The organism is Aliiroseovarius sp. xm-d-517 (assembly GCF_013283135.1).
Lineage (GTDB): Bacteria > Pseudomonadota > Alphaproteobacteria > Rhodobacterales > Rhodobacteraceae > Aliiroseovarius > Aliiroseovarius crassostreae.
Window position 1 is genome coordinate 1,517,417 of the sequence record NZ_WBXT01000001.1, and the last position, 17,665, is coordinate 1,535,081.

Annotated in this window: 17 protein-coding genes; 5 read left to right on the forward strand and 12 right to left on the reverse strand. The window is 61.3% G+C overall.

All coding sequences use genetic code 11. The features are described from left to right. Window positions 1–37: 37 nt before the first annotated feature. The gene (dtd, locus tag XMD517_RS07265; RefSeq protein ID WP_173485711.1) at window positions 38–475 is read left to right on the forward strand and encodes a D-aminoacyl-tRNA deacylase; all 438 of its coding nucleotides are present in this window, start codon (window positions 38–40) and stop codon (window positions 473–475) included. A gap of 103 nt (window positions 476–578) precedes the next feature. Here the strand turns inward: dtd and XMD517_RS07270 are convergent, their stop codons facing one another. The 5 genes from XMD517_RS07270 to rpsD all read right to left on the reverse strand — a co-directional run bounded on the left by XMD517_RS07270 (window position 579) and on the right by rpsD (window position 6,006). Then, complete coding sequence (locus tag XMD517_RS07270; RefSeq protein ID WP_254449677.1) at window positions 579–1,514, reverse strand: extensin family protein; 936 nt, start codon at window positions 1,512–1,514, stop codon at window positions 579–581. Further along, window positions 1,511–2,452 (reverse strand): prephenate/arogenate dehydrogenase family protein, encoded by a 942-nt coding sequence (locus XMD517_RS07275; RefSeq protein ID WP_173485712.1) that lies wholly within the window; start codon window positions 2,450–2,452, stop codon window positions 1,511–1,513. Before XMD517_RS07275 ends, XMD517_RS07270 begins: the two co-directional genes overlap by 4 nt. Then, window positions 2,449–3,585, reverse strand: a complete 1,137-nt coding sequence (gene hisC / locus XMD517_RS07280; RefSeq protein WP_173485713.1) for a histidinol-phosphate transaminase — start codon at window positions 3,583–3,585, stop codon at window positions 2,449–2,451. Before hisC ends, XMD517_RS07275 begins: the two co-directional genes overlap by 4 nt. A gap of 183 nt (window positions 3,586–3,768) precedes the next feature. Beyond that, complete coding sequence (locus tag XMD517_RS07285; RefSeq protein ID WP_173485714.1) at window positions 3,769–4,887, reverse strand: Hint domain-containing protein; 1,119 nt, start codon at window positions 4,885–4,887, stop codon at window positions 3,769–3,771. Between the two features lie 498 nt (window positions 4,888–5,385). Continuing rightward, entirely contained in the window at window positions 5,386–6,006 is a 621-nt protein-coding gene (gene rpsD, locus XMD517_RS07290; RefSeq protein WP_173485715.1) for a 30S ribosomal protein S4, read from the reverse strand. Between the two features lie 464 nt (window positions 6,007–6,470). On the opposite strand from rpsD, the gene XMD517_RS07295 reads away from it, so the two are divergent. Beyond that, window positions 6,471–7,835 carry a hypothetical protein gene (locus tag XMD517_RS07295; RefSeq protein WP_173487787.1) on the forward strand — a complete coding sequence of 455 codons (1,365 nt, stop codon included), beginning with the start codon at window positions 6,471–6,473 and terminating at the stop codon, window positions 7,833–7,835. Window positions 7,836–7,979: 144 nt separating this feature from the next. Here XMD517_RS07295 and XMD517_RS07300 read toward each other — a convergent pair whose 3' ends face one another. The 5 genes from XMD517_RS07300 to XMD517_RS07320 form a co-directional block, all read right to left on the reverse strand. Then, entirely contained in the window at window positions 7,980–9,041 is a 1,062-nt protein-coding gene (locus tag XMD517_RS07300) for a Hint domain-containing protein (RefSeq protein ID WP_173485717.1), read from the reverse strand. 202 nt (window positions 9,042–9,243) lie between these two features. Next, the gene (locus XMD517_RS07305) at window positions 9,244–10,272 is read right to left on the reverse strand and encodes a lipid A-modifier LpxR family protein (RefSeq protein ID WP_173485718.1); all 1,029 of its coding nucleotides are present in this window, start codon (window positions 10,270–10,272) and stop codon (window positions 9,244–9,246) included. A 225-nt stretch (window positions 10,273–10,497) separates the two neighbouring features. Further along, complete coding sequence (locus tag XMD517_RS07310; RefSeq protein ID WP_173485719.1) at window positions 10,498–11,304, reverse strand: metal ABC transporter permease; 807 nt, start codon at window positions 11,302–11,304, stop codon at window positions 10,498–10,500. Beyond that, the gene (locus XMD517_RS07315) at window positions 11,301–12,140 is read right to left on the reverse strand and encodes a metal ABC transporter ATP-binding protein (RefSeq protein ID WP_173485720.1); all 840 of its coding nucleotides are present in this window, start codon (window positions 12,138–12,140) and stop codon (window positions 11,301–11,303) included. Before XMD517_RS07315 ends, XMD517_RS07310 begins: the two co-directional genes overlap by 4 nt. Continuing rightward, window positions 12,137–12,616 carry a transcriptional repressor gene (locus tag XMD517_RS07320; RefSeq protein WP_055190540.1) on the reverse strand — a complete coding sequence of 160 codons (480 nt, stop codon included), beginning with the start codon at window positions 12,614–12,616 and terminating at the stop codon, window positions 12,137–12,139. Before XMD517_RS07320 ends, XMD517_RS07315 begins: the two co-directional genes overlap by 4 nt. A gap of 148 nt (window positions 12,617–12,764) precedes the next feature. Here XMD517_RS07320 and XMD517_RS15625 point away from each other — a divergent pair, with 148 nt between their 5' ends. From XMD517_RS15625 to XMD517_RS07335, 3 genes are all read left to right on the forward strand, one after another. Next, the gene (locus XMD517_RS15625) at window positions 12,765–13,901 is read left to right on the forward strand and encodes a zinc ABC transporter substrate-binding protein (protein ID WP_217360557.1); all 1,137 of its coding nucleotides are present in this window, start codon (window positions 12,765–12,767) and stop codon (window positions 13,899–13,901) included. Window positions 13,902–14,142: 241 nt separating this feature from the next. Beyond that, window positions 14,143–14,634 carry an EF-hand domain-containing protein gene (locus XMD517_RS07330; protein WP_173485722.1) on the forward strand — a complete coding sequence of 164 codons (492 nt, stop codon included), beginning with the start codon at window positions 14,143–14,145 and terminating at the stop codon, window positions 14,632–14,634. 105 nt (window positions 14,635–14,739) lie between these two features. Next, entirely contained in the window at window positions 14,740–15,387 is a 648-nt protein-coding gene (locus tag XMD517_RS07335) for a 2OG-Fe(II) oxygenase family protein (RefSeq protein WP_173485723.1), read from the forward strand. A 51-nt stretch (window positions 15,388–15,438) separates the two neighbouring features. On the opposite strand, the gene XMD517_RS07340 is transcribed toward XMD517_RS07335, so the two are convergent. Both XMD517_RS07340 and XMD517_RS07345 read right to left on the reverse strand, forming a co-directional pair. Continuing rightward, on the reverse strand, window positions 15,439–16,077 hold the full coding sequence (locus XMD517_RS07340) for a response regulator transcription factor (RefSeq protein WP_173485724.1): 639 nt from the start codon (window positions 16,075–16,077) through the stop codon (window positions 15,439–15,441). Further along, the gene (locus tag XMD517_RS07345) at window positions 16,049–17,473 is read right to left on the reverse strand and encodes a sensor histidine kinase (protein WP_173485725.1); all 1,425 of its coding nucleotides are present in this window, start codon (window positions 17,471–17,473) and stop codon (window positions 16,049–16,051) included. The genes XMD517_RS07340 and XMD517_RS07345 overlap by 29 nt, the downstream gene beginning before the upstream one ends. Window positions 17,474–17,665 lie beyond the last annotated feature (192 nt).

The following is a 17,665-nucleotide window of genomic DNA, read 5'->3' on the forward strand; positions in this document are numbered from 1 at the left end:
AGCAACCCAGAAAACCAAACCCGCAGAGAGGACCCCCATGCGCGCTCTTATCCAACGTGTCTCAGAAGCTGCCGTCCGGGTGGATGGCGACGTGATCGGCGAAATCGGCCCCGGGCTGTTGATCCTTATCTGCGCGATGGAAGGCGACAGCGACGCCAACGCGGATCAACTTGCGGCCAAGATTTCCAAGCTACGGATTTTCAAGGACGAAAACGACAAGATGAACAGGTCGGTCCGCGATATTGGCGGCGCCGCACTTGTGGTCAGCCAGTTCACCCTGGCCGCTGACACGTCGCGCGGAAACCGACCGGGGTTTTCCACAGCCGCCAAACCGGAGGAAGGCAACCGCCTGTATGAATATTTCGCCGATCAGCTACGCGCCCTGGGCATGGAGGTCGCACAGGGGCAGTTTGGCGCAGATATGAAAGTGTCGCTGGTGAATGACGGCCCCGTCACAATCTGGATGGAGATCTGAGACCGGGATCTGCGGGAGAAAACTAGAAAACTAGAAAACTAGAAAACTAGAAAACTAGAAAACGGGGCCAGAGCGGCCCCTTGTTGGCAAGAGACATTCCGCCTCAGCGGCAATAAGATCCGCCCCGATGGCGCGCCGTGTCCAGATGCAGGTGATCCTTGTGATAGCGATCCGCATCCGGGCCCAGCACCGTGCCAAACGGGCCGCAGGCCGAGGCGTGCATGGCGCGCAGCACCTTGCCCTGCACCGGGTCTTTCCACCCTTTCAGGACCGAAATCCGGGCACCGTTTTTCAAGGTCAGGCCCGCAATGTCCACCGCCTTGCCCTTGCCATGTTCCGACACTTTCCCCCCCGGTTTGTTGTTGCGGGTGCGGCAGGCATAATGGGCGATGACCTTAAGTTCTGCCGGGCCGCCGCCCAGGCGCCCCACTGCGGGCACCACCCCTTTGCGCACCCAGCTGTCCAGCGCCTTGGCGGTATCGCAATCCATCACCGCAGGGGTGGACAGGCGGATACCGGACACTTCGCTGACCTTCACGCCCCCGCGCAGCCCGCAGCCCGGCAGGGTGCCGGAAATGGTGGAAACTTTCTCTCCCCGGATCCGGCGAGAGCCGCAAATCGCCCCGAATGTCCCGGTAGATTGCGGGACGGCTACCGGTGTTTTCTGCGGCGTGGCGACCCGTGCCTGCCCCACAAGGCTGCGGGGGCGCAGCTGCGGGCGGGAAGAGCGGGCAACCGCATAGGGGCTGGTCGGAGAGGCCATGATCGCGGCCGGCTGGCCTGTGCTGACCGGAGCGGTTGCGGGGATCGCTGTGCCCAAGATCGCTGTGCCCAGGATCGGTGTACCAGGACGCAGGCGCGGACGGATATCCGCGTGATAGCGCACAACCACGTTATACTGCGGCTTTGCGGGGGGTGCCGAAACCGGGGTGCCCGGTCGCAACAGGGGGCGCTCAGATCGTTCGGGCGCGTAGGCAAGAGCCGCCTGCCCGCACATTGCGGTCACCAGCAAGAGCGCCCCGAGCCCCCGCCCGATCATTTCCGCTTGGCCTCGTGCTGGCCAACGCGACCGAAATCCGGGGCGTCCGTATCCTGCCCGGCTTCGATAATACCACGACGGATCGCACGGGTATGGGTGAAATAGTCAAAAAGCTGTTCCCCATCCCCGGTGCGAATGGCCCGTTGCAGGGCAAACAGCTCTTCGGTGAACCGGCCGAGGATTTCCAGTGTCGCGTCCTTGTTGGTCAGGAACACGTCCCGCCACATGGTCGGGTCTGAGGCCGCGATCCGGGTGAAATCACGAAACCCCGCGGCAGAGTATTTGATCACCTCGCTATCGGTCACCCGGCGCAAATCATCCGCCACCCCGACCATTGTATAGGCGATCAGGTGCGGGGTGTGGCTGGTCACCGCCAGCACGAGGTCGTGATGGTCGGGCTCCATTTCTTCCACATTGGACCCCATCCCTTCCCAAAGCGCCCGCAGCCGGGCCACTGCCGCCGGATCAGAGCCGTTGGGCACAAGGATGCACCAGCGGTTGTCAAACAGCTCGGCAAATCCGGCGCGCGGGCCGGAATGTTCGGTGCCCGCCAGCGGGTGGCCGGGGATGAAGTGGATGCCCGTGGGCAGGTGCGGCCCGACCGCCTCGATCACGGCCTGTTTCACAGACCCGACATCGGTCACGGTGGCGCCCTGCATCAGATGCGGCGCGATCTCTTCGGCCACACGGCCCATCGCCCCCACCGGCACGGCCAGCACAACCAGATCGGCCTCTTTCACCGCCTCGGCGGCGCTGTCCACCACCCGATCGCAAAACCCGATCTCTCGGGTGATATCGCGGGTTTCAGCAGAGCGCGCGGTGCCGACAATCTCAGCCGCCAGACCGGCGCGGCGCATGGCATGGGCCATGGAGGAGGCGATCAGGCCGAGCCCGATCAGGGCGACGCGGTTGTAAACTTGTGTGCCCGGAGTGCTCATGCCTGCCCCTCCGTCGTCGCAGCGTTTGCTTTGTCAGCCTGTTTCGGATCCGGGATCACCCCTTTGAACCGCCCCACCAGATGGGCGATGCGACGACAGGAGGGTTCGTCCCCCACGGTGATCCGCAGGCAATTGGGCAGGCCATAGCCCGCCACCCGGCGCACGATGATCCCTTCGGATTGCAGATACTCATCCACCGCGTTGGCTTCGTCTTCCGAGGCAAACCGCGCGAGGATGAAATTGGCGCAGGACGTGTCGGAGGGCACACCGATTTCCGCCAGCGCCTCAGCCATCCAGCCGCGCAACCGGGTGTTTTCCGACAGGCATTTCGCCACATGGTCCCGGTCGCGCAAGGCGGCCTCGGCGGCGGCGAGTTGCGGCATCGACAGGTTGAACGGCCCGCGGATACGGTTCAGCACATCAATCACCTCAGCCGTGCCATAGCCCCAGCCGATGCGCAGACCGCCAAGCCCATACATCTTGGAAAAGGTCCGGGTCATGAACACGTTTGAGCGCATACTGACCAGCGACGCACCGCCATCGAACCCTTCGACATATTCGGCATAGGCCCCATCCAGCACCAAAAGCACCTGTGGCGGCAGTTTTTCCGCCAGACGGGCCAGTTCGCCCATCCCCACCATGGTGCCGGTCGGGTTGCCGGGATTGGCAATGAACACAAGTCGCGTATTTTTGGTCACGCCTGCGAGGATTGCGTCCACATCCACCATGCGTTCGCGCTCCGGCACCTCAACCGGGGTTGCCCCGGCGGCCAGGGTGGAAATCTTATACATCGAGAAACCATGTTCGGTGTGGATCACCTCATCCCCCGGCCCGGCATAGGCCTGGCAGAGGAAGGTGATGATCTCATCCGAGCCGACACCACAGATGATACGCTCGGGGTCCAGCCCGTGCAGATCTCCGATGGCCTTACGCAGGGCCGCATGGTCGGTATTGGGGTAACGATGCAGGTCATGGCCCGCGCGCTTGAACGCTTCAACCGCGTCCGGGCTGGGGCCAAACGGGTTTTCGTTTGAGCTGAGCTTCACCACATTCTGGACGCCTGCCACTTTCGCGGCACCGCCCACATAAGGTTTGATTGTCATGATCCCGGGTTGCGGTTCAATCTTCGCCATCACCGATACTCCTTCTGGGGGCGGTTGTAGTGGCGGGCGCGGGGCGGTGGAAGAGGGAAAGCGCTAACGGGTGTGATCCGGGACAAGGTGAGGCTTTCGCGCACGTAGCGCAGCAAAAACATATGCCTTGAGGGATGCGGATCTGCGTCGGTCTAATAATTCAGATGATAAAGCGTCACCACATCACGCTGTTTCAGCGGGGTCTGGTGACGCTTTCGCTGAACCGGGCATGGGCGCCTTATAGGAAAGTAGCGGCAAACAGGCATTTTTCGCATGGCGCTGCATCAGCTTTTTCTGCCGTTTTCCATCCGGAATATGGCGGGCTGGTTTGGGGGCATAGGTTGTCGCCCGAAAATGCGGGAACAGCGCCGAAAGCTCTGCGATCACATCCGAGGGCAGGCAGGACATGGTATCGCGGTCGACAAAAAGGCTCTCCGTTGGCGCATCTTCTGCGAAAATGATGCAATGCCGGTCAAACAGCAGGTGGTAATAGGTCACGTCCATAACGCTGTCATCTACCGAAATGCCCGGCAGGTCGGTCAGCCTGATTGCCGCGACCAGAACGTTTTCCTCACCAAACATCCGTTTTACAATCGGCGACGAGACAAGCATGCGGTGCTGCCGCGACACCAGCAGGTCGCGGGACGGCAGGTTGTTCCCCAGCACGCCTTGCCTGATTCGCACCGGGGCCAGCCTGATATCGCGCCTGATCTCTTGATCGCAAACCTTGCGACTTAGCAGTTTGCGCAAGGTGATATGGCCCCCGTCCACAGTCGCAACCCGCATTCCCGGCTCAAGATCCTCAACCTTCACATCCCCCCGGTCGGTGCGCACACGAACACCTTTGGTCAGGCATGGAATGGTCCCTTTGCTGGGGCTGGTTTGCGTGACGTAGGTTGCCCCCCCATCGGTGGTTTCAAGGGACGCCCCGGACCCTGCCACCCCGATATCGGTTGAGGTCTGCCCGCTTGCCGGTCCTTCCGTGGCCGTGATGGTTGAAGCATTGTCAGAAAAAGAGATGAAATTGTAGAGCGTGCTGCTATCGCTCAGCGATACCCCGCCAAACTTGTGCAGGCCACTGAAGGTCGAGGGGGAGCCGCTCTCGACCACATAAACATCTTTGCCATTTACAGTGGTGTAACTGAGACCATCCAGCGAATTGGTCGACCGCACAGTTCCATCCGCGTTGTAAATCGTCACCACCAGATCGGACACATCAGTCCCCGACTCCACGGCAATCTCGACAAAGTCGAGGGTAGCGGCGCCCAGATACTTCACCTCTGAGATGTATGGATCTGACATGACTCTACTCATAACTGTAATCAATTCTTGATTACCTGATTAACTACCTGCAAACTTAGGTTAAAATTTGACCGCGGGGCTCATCGGCAGAAATCCGCGCCTTGAAACAAACAATCAAACGGGCGGCGGAGCCGGGTTTCTTGTGAAAACTCAGGCATATAAAGACGATTTTGACCCTGAGGGCATCTTTTCTCACCCGCAAGAATCCGCAGGGATATCGCTGAAAAAACTCCCCCGGAGGTTAACACCTCACCGCCTCATTGAAGCGTTTCGAGAAGGCATTAAGCCGCGCCCAAGCTGTCGCGCCCCCTGAACTGGGGCCACGCCAACAAAAAAGGGCCGCGCGATGGCGCAGCCCTTTCAGAAATCTTAGGGGTTCGGCGAAGACAGCCGTTTCCGGGTCCGGAGGGATCGGGTTTCTCTGCCTCTCGCCTCTGTCTTCGCCAGAAGCTCGAACGTGAAACCCGATACGCCTTGCAGTGTGACCCGCGAAACGCCTTAGTTCTTCGCGTAGAATTCAACCACCAGGTTGGGTTCCATCACCACCGGGTACGGCACGTCCGACAGGCCGGGGGTGCGGGTGAAGGTGGCAGTCATTTTCGAGTGGTCAGCTTCGACATAGTCCGGAACATCACGCTCGGCCAGGGCCACAGCTTCCAGCACGATGGCCAGTTGCTTCGACTTCTCGCGCACTTCGATCACGTCACCCTCTTTCACACGGTAGGAGGGGATGTTCACTTTTTTGCCGTTCACGGTCACGTGGCCGTGGTTCACGAACTGACGGGCAGCGAAGACGGTCGGCACAAACTTGGCGCGGTAGACAACGGCGTCCAGGCGGCGCTCCAGCAGACCGATCAGGTTTTCACCGGTGTCGCCCTTCACACGCTCGGCTTCGCCGTAGATGCGACGGAACTGTTTCTCGGTCAGGTCGCCGTAGTAGCCTTTCAGCTTCTGCTTGGCGCGCAGCTGCAGACCGAAGTCCGACAGTTTGCCTTTGCGGCGCTGGCCGTGCTGGCCGGGGCCATATTCACGACGGTTCACCGGGGATTTCGGACGGCCCCAGATGTTTTCGCCCATGCGGCGGTCAATTTTATACTTGGCAGCGGTACGTTTCGTCACAGCTGTTCTCCTTCATAGTTTCGAAGGGCGTTGTCCTCTCGCCTTTGAACCGGGTCCGGTTTTTCATGAACTGAAACCCCGGGGCTCTCGGGCGTGACAGGCATCCTCTTGCGAGGGCCACCAACACCAAATGAATGCGGCCCCCAAAAGGGACCAACTGGGCGCTTATAGCGGGGTTCAGGGGGGAGTCAACGGGCGGGCACCGGTTTTCGCCCCGTTTTTTCCACTTTTAAAGTGTTTCGGGATGGGCTTGAAACACATGTTTGCTCCGCCGCCCACTTTATTCTGCCCCCCTACTGCCCTCCGCGGCATTGAGATCTCTTGCGGCGTTTCGACCGCTCCCAGTCTCAGATGAAAGCCCAACCGCGTCGAGGCCTGTTTTGTGGCGTCGTGAAGAACTTTTCTGCCCAAGCGCAAAATATGCTACAGCTCAGATAACAAAACCCCTTTTTACGAAAGCCCCTATGGCGCGATCCGCACTCTCAGCAAAGCCCCCGGCCCATGCCATCCCGGCCTCTTCCGGTTGGGTCGCCGCTGCCGCCATTCCGCTTTTGTTTTTCCTCTGGCCCGACATTCTCACACCCGACACGCTCCTGCCTGACAGGCCAGCCCTGTCTGCGCGCGACAGCTGCAATCTTTACATCCTTGCGCTGTTTCTCAGCCTCGCCCTGCACGAGCTGCTGTTTCTCAGGATCCATAACAGCCCGGGCACAGGGTTGCGCTTTGACAGGCGCAACTTCACTGACCCGGTCTGCTGGCAGAGCTATGTGGTCAAACTGGTGGGGCTGGCGGCGAGCCTTGGCGGGCTGGCGGTGATCTACTGGGCGGTAGAGCTTTACCGGGGGGAGTGGTATGCCCCGTTTTTCGCCACGCTGTCTGACCATGGGGGGCTGATCCTTGCGGTCATTGTCACCAATGTCACGCTGGCCCATTTCGCGATGCTGCGCCCGCGGGACGGGCTTTGGCATATCGGGGCCTTCCTGCTCACCCTCGGCCGCGGGGATACGGACCGGGACCAGATCACCGGGCATCTTCTGGCCCTTACCATCAAGGGCTTCTTCATCCCGCTGATGTATTGCTACCTCGTTTATGACTGGGAGTATCTGCGCGGTGTCGACCTGACCACCCTGACCGATTTCCCCGCGATCTATGCGTTTCTGTACCGGTTTCTTTTCTTTGCGGATCTGAGCCTGGTGGTGGTGGGATATGTCTTTGCCGCGCGGGTGCTGAATTCGCATATCCGCTGGAGCGAAACCACCATGCTGGGCTGGGTGGTCTGCATCCTGTGCTATGCCCCGTTCTGGCAACTGTTCTCACGCAGTTATTTCGACTATTTCTCGCCCAGCTACACCTGGGGCAACTGGTTGTGGGATTACCCCGTGGCCTATGGGATCTGGGGCACAACCATCCTTGTCCTGATGGCCATCTACACGATGGGAACAATGCGGATGGGGTTGCGCTTTTCCAACCTCACCTATCGCGGCGTGGCCTATGGGTTTCCCTTCAACCTGTCCCGGCACCCGCAATATATCTCCAAAAACATCACCTGGTGGCTGATCGACATCCCCTTTGTGGCCACCGACCTGGCCACCGGGTTTTCCAATTGCGCGTCGCTGCTGGGGGTCAACCTGATCTACCTGCTACGCGCCAGATGCGAGGAGCGTTGCCTGCGGCGCTCGCCCTCATATCGCCATTACGAACGACAGATTGCGAGACACGGCCTTCTGGCCCGGCTGCGCAGAGGACAGCACAAGGGACAGGTCAAGGGACAAGGCGGTGCACCGATGCAGGAGGCACCCCGCAGAAGACCAGACCCGCGGGCAAAATAACCCATCCCTACCTGACCATAGCCCCTGCAATCCTGCGGCTGGGAGACCCCGAGACCCAACCTGAAAATGCACGGGCCGGAACTTCTCGCGACAGACACCTGCCCCGACCTGCCCCAAAGTTTTCCCGAAACACATTCCTAGTCCCTAGGCCACCCCCTGCAGGATCGCCGCCTCGGCCTTTGTCAATCTGCGGCGGGCGTAATCCCCATAGCTCATCGGGTTCAGGTCGAGCGCCGGGAACATCTCGAACAGGCGCGCACGCTGCGCGTCTTCCACGGTTTCAAGCGCCGTGCCCGCAGGGTGGAAACTCTCCGCGGCAACCCCGTTGGCCCAGACCACCTGATGGCGCTCCAGAAGCAGGTGATAATAGGTCACCTCCCGCACGGATCCATCCACGATCACCCGGCGTTCATCCACCAGATCCTGCGCACGCACCAGCACTTCGTCACTGTTGAACAGATCACGGGCCCGGTCCCCGCGCAAAAGAAGCTGGTGTTGCGGGCTGACCAGCAGGTCCTCATCCGGTTGTCCGCTGGACAGGGCACCGGCCCGCACCCGGATCGGTCGCAGCTCGGGCATCGCAAACAGCCGTGCCCCGGAAATCCGGCGCTGGCCGATCCACAAAAGCGTCTGCGCGCCATTGTCACGGGTCTGGATCTGGTCCCCTTCGCGCAGATCTTCGACCGGGACCTCACCCTCGGGGGTGCGAATGCGTGTGCCGGGGGTGAAACAGATCACCCCGGTGGGCTGATCGGTCAGGCGGTTCACCGTGCAGGGTTCCAGACGGGCCTCAACCACCCAAAGGTCGGTATCCGCCGGCGGCACATCATCCACAAACATCAGAAGCGGCGTCTTGCCGGGTCCGATCTCGATCAGGGTAATGGTGAAACTTTGGTGCCCGTCCGTGACCTTGAACCCCATATTGAGCAGGGGATCCTCAACCGGTGCAGCCTCAATCGAGAGGCCCGGAACCAGCGCGGCCCCCACCAGTTTATGCACCATTTTTGCGGCCCGCCTGCGCAGATCCGCCTCGCCCGAGGCTTCGGTCAGCCTCAGCACATCCTGTGGTCCGTCCACCCGCAACGGCGCGCCGGTCCAGCGCCAGATGGCGCCCATACCCAATACGGATTTGGCAGCATTCGCCAAACCGTCAATTTCCGTCTGCGCCCAAGAGATGACAAACGTGCCACGATAGCCCGTCTTCATGCCTGTACCTGCCATTTTCTTTTTTTATTACAGGCACGTTAGCAGAGGTGATTCGGCCTGTGAAGCGGCTTGTTAACCTTTCTACACCTTTTGGATAGGTCCTCTTGCGAAAAGGACACAGGGCGCAAGGCAGGTTCAGGGCTGGCGCCTACAGAAAGGGGCCTGTCGAAACAGCGATCAGCGGGCCTTTTCGCTCCCGCCCTCAGAAGGCCATCCGCAGGCTGACCGAGCCGACCAGCTGCCCCTCGGGCTGGCTGTCAAATTCGCGTCCCAGCCAGGTCAGGCCGTAAAACATCCCCCATCGCCGCCCCTGCCGCTGCACCCCGGCGCGGGCACGGGCGCGCAGGTCCGTCAGGTCCAGCCCCCGGTCCTGCGGCAACAACGCGCTGTCAAACACATGGGCCAGATCACCACCGATCAGGAAGGACCAACCGGGGTCAGAGGCCTGTTGCAGACCGGGATAAAGCTGCCCCGTGGTCACATCCCGCAACAGCACCGGGTTGCGATAGGCCGGGCCGAACAACAGATCTCCGCCAATCCGCGCATAGGTTTCAACCCCGGCCTGTGCCGACAGGAACGGGCGCAGCGTGGCCGCACCGAAGCGCATCGGACGGGCAATTTCAAACGAGGCTGTGGGGAAAATCCTGTTGCCGATCTGCGCCTGTTGCACGCTGTCCGAGGGGGGCACCATGTCGAAACGCTCATGAAACCACTGGTGGAAATTGCCCACCCCTGTCGACGGGCCGGTGGCGACCAGATCCAGACCGGCGCGCAGCTCGGCCCGGCCCCGTTGGAAATAACTGTGCAGGCCCGCAGAAATCACCCCCGCATAAGGCCGGTCCCCCGCCCCACCCTCAGTCAGATTGGCCGGAGAGATCATCTGCACCCCAAAGCGCAGCTCATACAGCACGCCAATCCGATCCGGCAGGGACAGGGTGCCCCTGGGGCCACGCAGATTTGACAGAACATAGGCACCGGTGCGCCAGCGGTCATCGCCATCCCCGAGAATATCATTGGTAAACACGCGCCCGTAGCCAAGGCTGGCAAAGCCCGACCCATCCCTGTCAGCCTGTGCCGGGACAGTGCCGAGCAGGACCGTCAGCAGCAAAAGAAACCAGACGGACATGCCCCGTACCGCGCACAGGAAAGGGCTGCCCAGACGTCGCCCTGAGGCAAAGACCGCACGGATCGGGATCGCTTTGGGGAGGAGGTTTGAAATCAAATTGCGCATGTCAAATCCAGGTTCAGGGCCCCCACCCTTGAGGGCCAATATTAACCTTAACTGGATGATTCGAACAATCTTCCAAAATTTCCCGTTATTTTCCGGGCGAAAACTATGACTTTTCCTGCACCTGCCGCGCAAAGCCGGAAGGTGTCATCGGATGCCCATACAACTGATTTTTTCGCGGCTGGCACGCAACCCGGATCGGTCCCGGACCGTTTAAAGCACTTCCTGTCAGTGCCGGATCACCGCGCGCAGCGCATCGCCCAGCGCCACCAGGGCAAACAGGGTCGCCGCCACGCAGACAATGGTCGGCCCGGTGGGGGTGTTGATCCAGAACGAGAGTTGCAATCCGGCTAGCGCAGACAGCCCCCCCAGCCCCACCGCCCCAAGCGCCATGCGCTCGGGCGTGGCGGCAAAGGGACGGGCTGCCGCCGCCGGGATCACCAGCATGGCGCCGATCAGCAAGACCCCAACCACCTTGATCGCCACCGCCACCACAAGGGCCAGCGCCAGGGTCAGGACCAACTGTTCGCGCCGGGGATCAATCCCCGAGGCCGCCGCCAGATCCGGGTTCAGCGTTGCCATCAAAAGCGCAGACCAGCGCCACCAGAGCAGGCCAAGCACCGCAAGCGCGCCGCCCCAGATCACCAGAAGATCCATCCGGCTGACCGCCAGAATATCGCCAAACAGATAGGCCATCAAATCGACCCGCACACCGGACAGGAAGGACACCGCCACAAGGCCAAAGGCGATGGCGGAATGGGACAGCACCCCCAGCAGCGTATCCATCGCATGTCCGCGCACACTCAGGGTCGAGACCGCATAGCCCATCCCCAGCGCGGCGATCAGCACCCCGACAAAAACCGGCGCTTCGAAACTGAGCGACAATGCCACGCCAAGGATCGCCGCATGGGCGGTGGCATCGCCAAAAAACGCCATTCGTCGCCACACGACAAAACACCCCAAGGGGGCAGCGGCCAGCGCCACGCCCAGCCCGGCCAGGGCGGCGCGCACCATGAACGCATCCAGAAAACTCATACCGCACCTTTCTGATCTGCACGGGTCTGATTTGCACGGGTCTGATCTTCACTGGTCTGATCCGCATGCGCGTGTGAGGGCGCAGGATCATGATCATGATCGTGGTTGCACCCGTCATGGCTGGGCCCGTCATGACTATGATTATGTTCATGCCGGTAAAGGGCCAGCGCCCCATGGGTGCCGGATCCAAACAGCGCACGGTATTCCGGGGCCGACGCCACCTGTTCCGGCGCGCCCTGACAGCAGACATGCCCATTGAGGCACAGCACCCGGTCCGAGGTCGCCATCACCACATGCAGCTCATGGCTGACCATCAGCACCGCGCAGCCCAGCTCCTGACGCAGCTCTTCAATCAGCTGGTAAAAGGCCGCAGAACCGGGTTGATCCAGCCCCTGTGTGGCCTCATCCAGCACCAGGAGGTCTGGCTCCATCAGCAGCGCACGGGCAAGCAGGACACGCTGAAACTGGCCCCCGGACAGATCGGTCATCTGGCGCGGTTCAAGCCCTGACGCGCCCACCCGTTCCAGCGCCGCCTGCGCCTGCCCCCTGTCAACCGGCTGTGGCAGGTTGAGAAACCGGGCGACGGTCAGCGGCAGGGTCGGGTCGATATGCAGCTTTTGCGGCACATAGCCGATCCGCAGCCCCTTTTGCCGGAGGACTTTGCCGGCGCTGGGGCGTTCTGCCCCGATCAGCAGTTTCAGCAGGGTGGATTTGCCCGACCCGTTGGGGCCGACAATGGTGACAATCTCGCCTTTGCTCAGCGAAAAATCCACACCGGTCAGGATTGGTTTTCCGCCCCGGCGCGCGGACAGGGCTTCGGTCTGGATCAGGGTCATGCGGCCGCGTCCTGACAATTGGGGCAGAGCCCCTCGACCTCAACCACCATGCGTTCAATGGCAAACCCCACCGCCCCGGCCGCCTGCCCCAGCCGCCCCACGGTCAGGTCGGTATGGGTTTCGGCCACGGCCTGACAGGCGCGGCAGATCAGAAAGACGGGGGCATGTTCGGTGTCGGGATGGGCACAGGCGATAAAGGCGTTCAGGCGCTCGATCTTATGGGCGAACCCGTGGGTGACAAGGAAATCCAGCGCGCGATAGGCCACCGGGGGCTGCGAGCCGAGCTTCTCTGCGCGCAGCATATCGAGGATTTCATAGGCGCCCAGCGCGGTATGGCGATCGAGCAGGATTTCCAGAACCCGTTTGCGCACCGGCGTCAGCTGCAACCCTTCACGGGCGCAATGGGCCTGAGCGGCCTCAAGGGCGGTATGAATGCAGGAATGGTGATCATGCTTGGCAAAGCCCAGCGTGGCCATGTCATCCCGGCTGTGGGGGTCTGCAACGGATTGGGTCATTGGACATCCATCGAATAGGGGCGCTCTGGGGCGCCGGATTTTTCACTTGATATGATATAGTATTACATATAGCAAGCGGGCAGAGATGTTATAAAGTAACAGGAACCCGATGCGACTCTCCCCCCTTCTTGCGTTCACCTCAATTCTGTCCAGCCCCGTCCTGCTTGCCCTGCCCGCCTTGGCAGAGGTTCCGAAAGTGGCCGCCGATATCGCCCCGGTGCATTCCCTGGTGGCGCAGGTGATGCAGGGGGTGGGCACGCCCGAGCTGATCCTGCCGCCCGGCGCCTCTCCGCATGGCTATGCGATGCGCCCCTCGGAGGCGGCCAGTCTTGCAGAGGCGGATCTGGTGGTCTGGATGGGCCATGACCTTGTGCCCTGGCTGGAGAAACCGCTGGAGACCATAGCGTCACAGGCGGTGCAGCTTGAGCTTCTGACCCTGCCCGGCACCCGGCGTCTGGCCCTGCGCGACACGCCGGTCTTTGACGGAAAGACGGACCATGAGGACCATGAGGACCATGAGGACCATGAGGACCATGAGGACCATGAGGACCATGAGGACCATGAGGACCATGAGGACCATGAGGACCATGAGGACCATGAGGACCATGAGGACCATGAGGACCATGAGGACCATGGCGGGCATGACCACGATGCGCAAGAGCATGACGACCATGATCATGAAGAGGAGGCCCATGATGATCACGACGATCACGGGCATGACCACCGCCCCGGCGGCTCGGATCCACATGCCTGGCTTGACCCGGAAAATGCGGATCTCTGGCTAACGCGGATTGCCGAAACCCTGGCCCATCTCGACCCCGAGCACGCGGCCACCTATCAACGCAACGCGGATCAGGCCCGCGCAGAGCTGACCGCGCTGGAAGGTGAGCTTCGCGCCCAGCTGGCCCCGGTTCAGTCCACCCCTTTCGTGGTGTTCCATGACGCCTATCAGTATTTTGAAAGCCATTTCGGCCTTGCCGCTGCGGGGGCAATTTCTCTGGGTGATGCCAGTCGGCCCAGCCCGGCCCGGCTGATCGCGCTGCAAGAGGCGGTGCGCGAAAACGGCATCCGCTGCGCACTTGCGGAACCGCAGTTTGATCCGGGCCTGTTTGCCACCGTGTTTGACAGCTCCGGCGTTGAGGTCCGGGTGATTGATCCGCTGGGCACCAGCCTGACACCGGGGCCCGCGCTCTATGGAGATCTTTTGCGCGACATGGGCAAAAGCCTTGCCGGGTGTCTTCCCTAAGTGTTGAAGGGGCCTAAGTGTTGACCGGGCCTAAGTCATGGCGGGGCCTGAGCGGTATCGGGGGCATGGCCCCCACCCAACCTCGCCCGACCTTGGTCTGAAAAAGTGCCGGACATAGGTGCGTTCCGTCCCCTGTCCCACAATGCCATGATGGGGGCAGACGCCAAACCGGCACTGAACCAAACACTGAGCCAAACCGGCGCTGAAATGCCAAACCGGCACTGGACCAAGGAGATCCAAGATGAAACTCAAACACCTGCTGCTGACAACATCCCTTTGCGCCATGGTTGCCGCACCCGGATGGGCAAAATCGCGTAATTTCAGCGAGATCGACCAGAACAATGACGGCGCCCTGTCCATGGAAGAGCTGGAAGCCGCGTTCGGTGCCCGCGGGGCCCGTGGGATCATGAAGCGCAGCGATCTGGACGGCGACGGGCTGATCACCCCATCCGAAATTCAGGTCTCGCAGGATGACGAGCATGATGATGACGAAAATGACGATGAGGATGACGACGAAAACGACGACGAAAATGATGATGACGAGAACGATGACGAGCGCGATGATCATGAAGATGACGAACATGATGAACGCGACGATGACGAGCGTGACGATGATCGTGATGACGATGAACGGGATGATGACGAACGGGATCGGGATGATGAAAGCTCGGATCGCGATGATCGTGACGACCGCGATGATGGCGAAGGTGGCGGCGACGAAAGCGACGATTGATTGATCGTCGCGGCCAGCACAGTCTGACCCTTCCAAACCGGGTGCGCGCGATCAAAGCAAAGCTGCGCACCCGCTCTCCTGTTCTTACACCGCGGAAACCCCCGAATGATCGAAGCGCAGAAATACGAAAAACTGTTCTCCAGCCCCTTCTTTTCATTTCAGGTCGACGGGCATGAGGCCCTCAACACGGAGCTTCTGGCCTTCGGACAGGCACTGGAGCGGCAAAACAAAGGATCCGCAAAGTCGAACCGGGGGGGCTGGCATTCAAAAGGCAACCTGTTTGACGAAGAGGCCCCCTGTATCTCGTTGCTGTCTGTCTTGTGGGAAACGGCCGTCAAACAGGCGACCCGCCGCATTGGCGGCACGGATCCCGACCAGCTTGACCTGAAGCTGTTTGCCTGGATGAACCGCAACCCCACCGGTGCGTTCAACGCCCCGCACACCCATCCGGGCGCCCATTGGAGCGGCGTCTACTACGTGGCCCAGCCAAAGGCGGATGACCCAGATAGTGGCCGGATCGAATTTCTGGATCCCCGCAGCGACCTGCCGAACTGGCGCATCCTGAACGCCAAGGCTTTCAAGGTGAAAAAAAGCCTGAAACCAAAACCGGGTGAGATGATCCTGTTCCCCTCCTACCTGATGCATTGGGTGTTTCCCAACAGCTCAGCCGAAGATCGGGTCAGCATCGCCTTCAACGCCACCTTCTCGGCCCGCGAAAAAGCTGACCAGCCCCCACTGACCAGCCTGCCCTAACCAGCCTGTCGCGGCGTTCTGCGCGGGGCAGAGGGGCAGGCGGGTCCCCAGTCAGCTGCGCCAGGCCTCATGGGCGATGATCGCGGCTTCGACCCGGTTGCGGGCATGAAGTTTTTCCATGATGGCCGTCATGTAATGTTTGACCGTCTTTTCCTGAAGCCCAAGCGCCTCTGCCACCTCGCGGTTGCTCTGACCGCGGGCCACCAGCCGCAGGATTTCCTCTTCCCGCGCGCTCAGGTCACGCAGCGGAGAGGGTTCCGGCCTGCCCTGCCCCTGTGACATCAGCGACAGCACCTTTTGCGCCAATGCGGGCGAGACATGGGTCTCTCCCTCTGCGACCTTTTTGAGGATCTGCCGCAGTTCGCGGGCGGACACCCCCTTGAGCACATAGCCATTTGCCCCCAGCTGAAGCGCCTCGGTGACATGTTCCCCCTCTTCCGACACGGTCAGCATGACAATCCTGCCAGACAGGTTATCGGCCGAAATGCGGGCAATGGCCTGCATCCCGCCCCCCGGCATGGACAGATCCACAAGGGCAAGATCCGGCCGGTGCTGTCGCGCCAGTTCAACCGCCTCATCCGCGGTCGAGGCAAGCGCCACCACCTGAAACTCGCCGGTTTCCTCAAGGCTGGTGACCAGCCCGTCGCGAAAAATCGGGTGGTCATCCGCGACCAGAATGCGCAGTGTCATCTGTCTTCCCTACCTCTTTTCCTTCAAGCGGCAAATGGAACCGGGCGCGGGTTCCCGCCCCAACCCGCGATTGAACCGTGAGCGCGCCGCCAAGCGGGGCCAGCCGGTCTTCAAGCCCGATCAACCCCTGCCCGCCATCTTCGCGCAGCCGGGTTGCCTGCTCCACGTCAAACCCGATCCCATCATCAGCCACCTCGACCTCGATCCCGGCCGGACCTTGCGACAGGTGCACGGTGATATTCTGCGCCTTGGCGTGTTTTTCCGCATTGGCCAGCAGTTCCTGAATGACGCGGTAGAGGCAAAGTTTGGTGGCATCCTCCGCGCGCAGCTCCTCTTTCACCTCATCCACCAACCGGACCTCGGCTGCAAAGGCGTTGTTGTGATCCTGCACGGCCCGCGCGGCAATCTCGCTCAGGGTCAGCTTTTCGATATCCGGCAGCGCAAGCCCGCGCGAAATCGCCCGCAACTCCGCCATGGCATTCGACAGCGAGCGGCGCACCGTTTCGCCATCCGCCGTGTCCGCCAGCCCGGCCCCCTCCAGCCTGAGCGCCAGCAGCGACAGGTGCTGCGCCACCCCGTCATGCAGATCAAGACCAATCCGCTGCATGATGCGATCGGCCTGAGAGGAGGACCGCCGCGCCGCCAGCGCCATGCGCTCTCTGAGCTCGGTATTGAGCCGAAGCAGCTCGCTTGTCGCATCGAGCTGCGCGGCAAGATCGGCGCGCTGCCGTTCGATCAGGCGACTGGCCGACAGCACGATGCCGTAAAGCGCAAGCCCGCTGGCACAGAAAATCGCGGCCACCACATACCATGTGTCGCGCCGGGCTTTCTGCAGATCCTCCACGAGCCTCTCCGCCCGCTCATAGAACTCGACCACCAGCACCACCTCGCCACTGGCCGGGTCACGAATTGGCACATAGACCTCAAGCAGCGGCAGGCCGACAATGGCCTGTTCGGTCTCTGCATGCACCTCCAGCGGGCTGAAACTTGCGGCCACGTCCCCGTTCAGGGCGACCAAAAGCTCTTCGGACGGTGCAAAGCTCCTCCCCTCCAGGGCTTTGTTATTGCTTTCCAAAATCGTGGCGCTGCGGTCCCAGATCTTATAGGTCACCACCCGCTCGCTCAGATTGCCGGCCGTGAAGACCGTGTGAAGCGCCCCATGGGGATCTGCTGCGTCCTCTTGGTGAAAGATACGCTCCAACGCCCGCGAGGACACCAGGCTTTCAATGTAAAGCGCGGCAGTCGAGCCGTAATTTTGCACCACCCCGGTTTCAATCTTGCGCACCACCCATGTCCCCAGCACATAGGCGGCAAAAGACATCACAATACAGGCGGCAAACAGGAACCGCACCGAAATGGACGCGCGGGACAGGATGTTTCGGGCCGGGGTCAACATGATGCGGCGATCTTATGGGATTTCGGGCAATACACTATCGACTTTGGTCCTATCAATTGACGGAAAAAGGGCGGGAATCGCTTGCGTGTTGGCCCCTTGGGTCGGGATCAGCATAGCAGGGCTGGCCCAAGCTGACATCTGGCCGAAAGGCGCCCTTCCCCGGCGGTGCCATGGGGAGAAGATCCATCCTCA

Excerpts from the sequence above, each read along its gene's own strand:
- XMD517_RS07285 (WP_173485714.1), bottom strand. The coding sequence starts at position 4,887 with ATGTCAGATCCATACATCTCAGAGGTGAAGTATCTGGGCGCCGCTACC.
- XMD517_RS07330 (WP_173485722.1), top strand. The coding sequence starts at position 14,143 with ATGAAACTCAAACACCTGCTGCTGACAACATCCCTTTGCGCCATGGTT.
- XMD517_RS07270 (WP_254449677.1), bottom strand. The coding sequence starts at position 1,514 with ATGATCGGGCGGGGGCTCGGGGCGCTCTTGCTGGTGACCGCAATGTGC.
- dtd (WP_173485711.1), top strand. The coding sequence starts at position 38 with ATGCGCGCTCTTATCCAACGTGTCTCAGAAGCTGCCGTCCGGGTGGAT.
- XMD517_RS07345 (WP_173485725.1), bottom strand. The coding sequence starts at position 17,473 with ATGTTGACCCCGGCCCGAAACATCCTGTCCCGCGCGTCCATTTCGGTG.
- XMD517_RS07300 (WP_173485717.1), bottom strand. The coding sequence starts at position 9,041 with ATGAAGACGGGCTATCGTGGCACGTTTGTCATCTCTTGGGCGCAGACG.
- XMD517_RS07340 (WP_173485724.1), bottom strand. The coding sequence starts at position 16,077 with ATGACACTGCGCATTCTGGTCGCGGATGACCACCCGATTTTTCGCGAC.
- XMD517_RS07335 (WP_173485723.1), top strand. The coding sequence starts at position 14,740 with ATGATCGAAGCGCAGAAATACGAAAAACTGTTCTCCAGCCCCTTCTTT.
- XMD517_RS07295 (WP_173487787.1), top strand. The coding sequence starts at position 6,471 with ATGGCGCGATCCGCACTCTCAGCAAAGCCCCCGGCCCATGCCATCCCG.
- XMD517_RS07275 (WP_173485712.1), bottom strand. The coding sequence starts at position 2,452 with ATGAGCACTCCGGGCACACAAGTTTACAACCGCGTCGCCCTGATCGGG.
- hisC (WP_173485713.1), bottom strand. The coding sequence starts at position 3,585 with ATGGCGAAGATTGAACCGCAACCCGGGATCATGACAATCAAACCTTAT.
- XMD517_RS07310 (WP_173485719.1), bottom strand. The coding sequence starts at position 11,304 with ATGAGTTTTCTGGATGCGTTCATGGTGCGCGCCGCCCTGGCCGGGCTG.
- XMD517_RS07305 (WP_173485718.1), bottom strand. The coding sequence starts at position 10,272 with ATGCGCAATTTGATTTCAAACCTCCTCCCCAAAGCGATCCCGATCCGT.
- XMD517_RS15625 (WP_217360557.1), top strand. The coding sequence starts at position 12,765 with ATGCGACTCTCCCCCCTTCTTGCGTTCACCTCAATTCTGTCCAGCCCC.
- XMD517_RS07315 (WP_173485720.1), bottom strand. The coding sequence starts at position 12,140 with ATGACCCTGATCCAGACCGAAGCCCTGTCCGCGCGCCGGGGCGGAAAA.
- XMD517_RS07320 (WP_055190540.1), bottom strand. The coding sequence starts at position 12,616 with ATGGCCACGCTGGGCTTTGCCAAGCATGATCACCATTCCTGCATTCAT.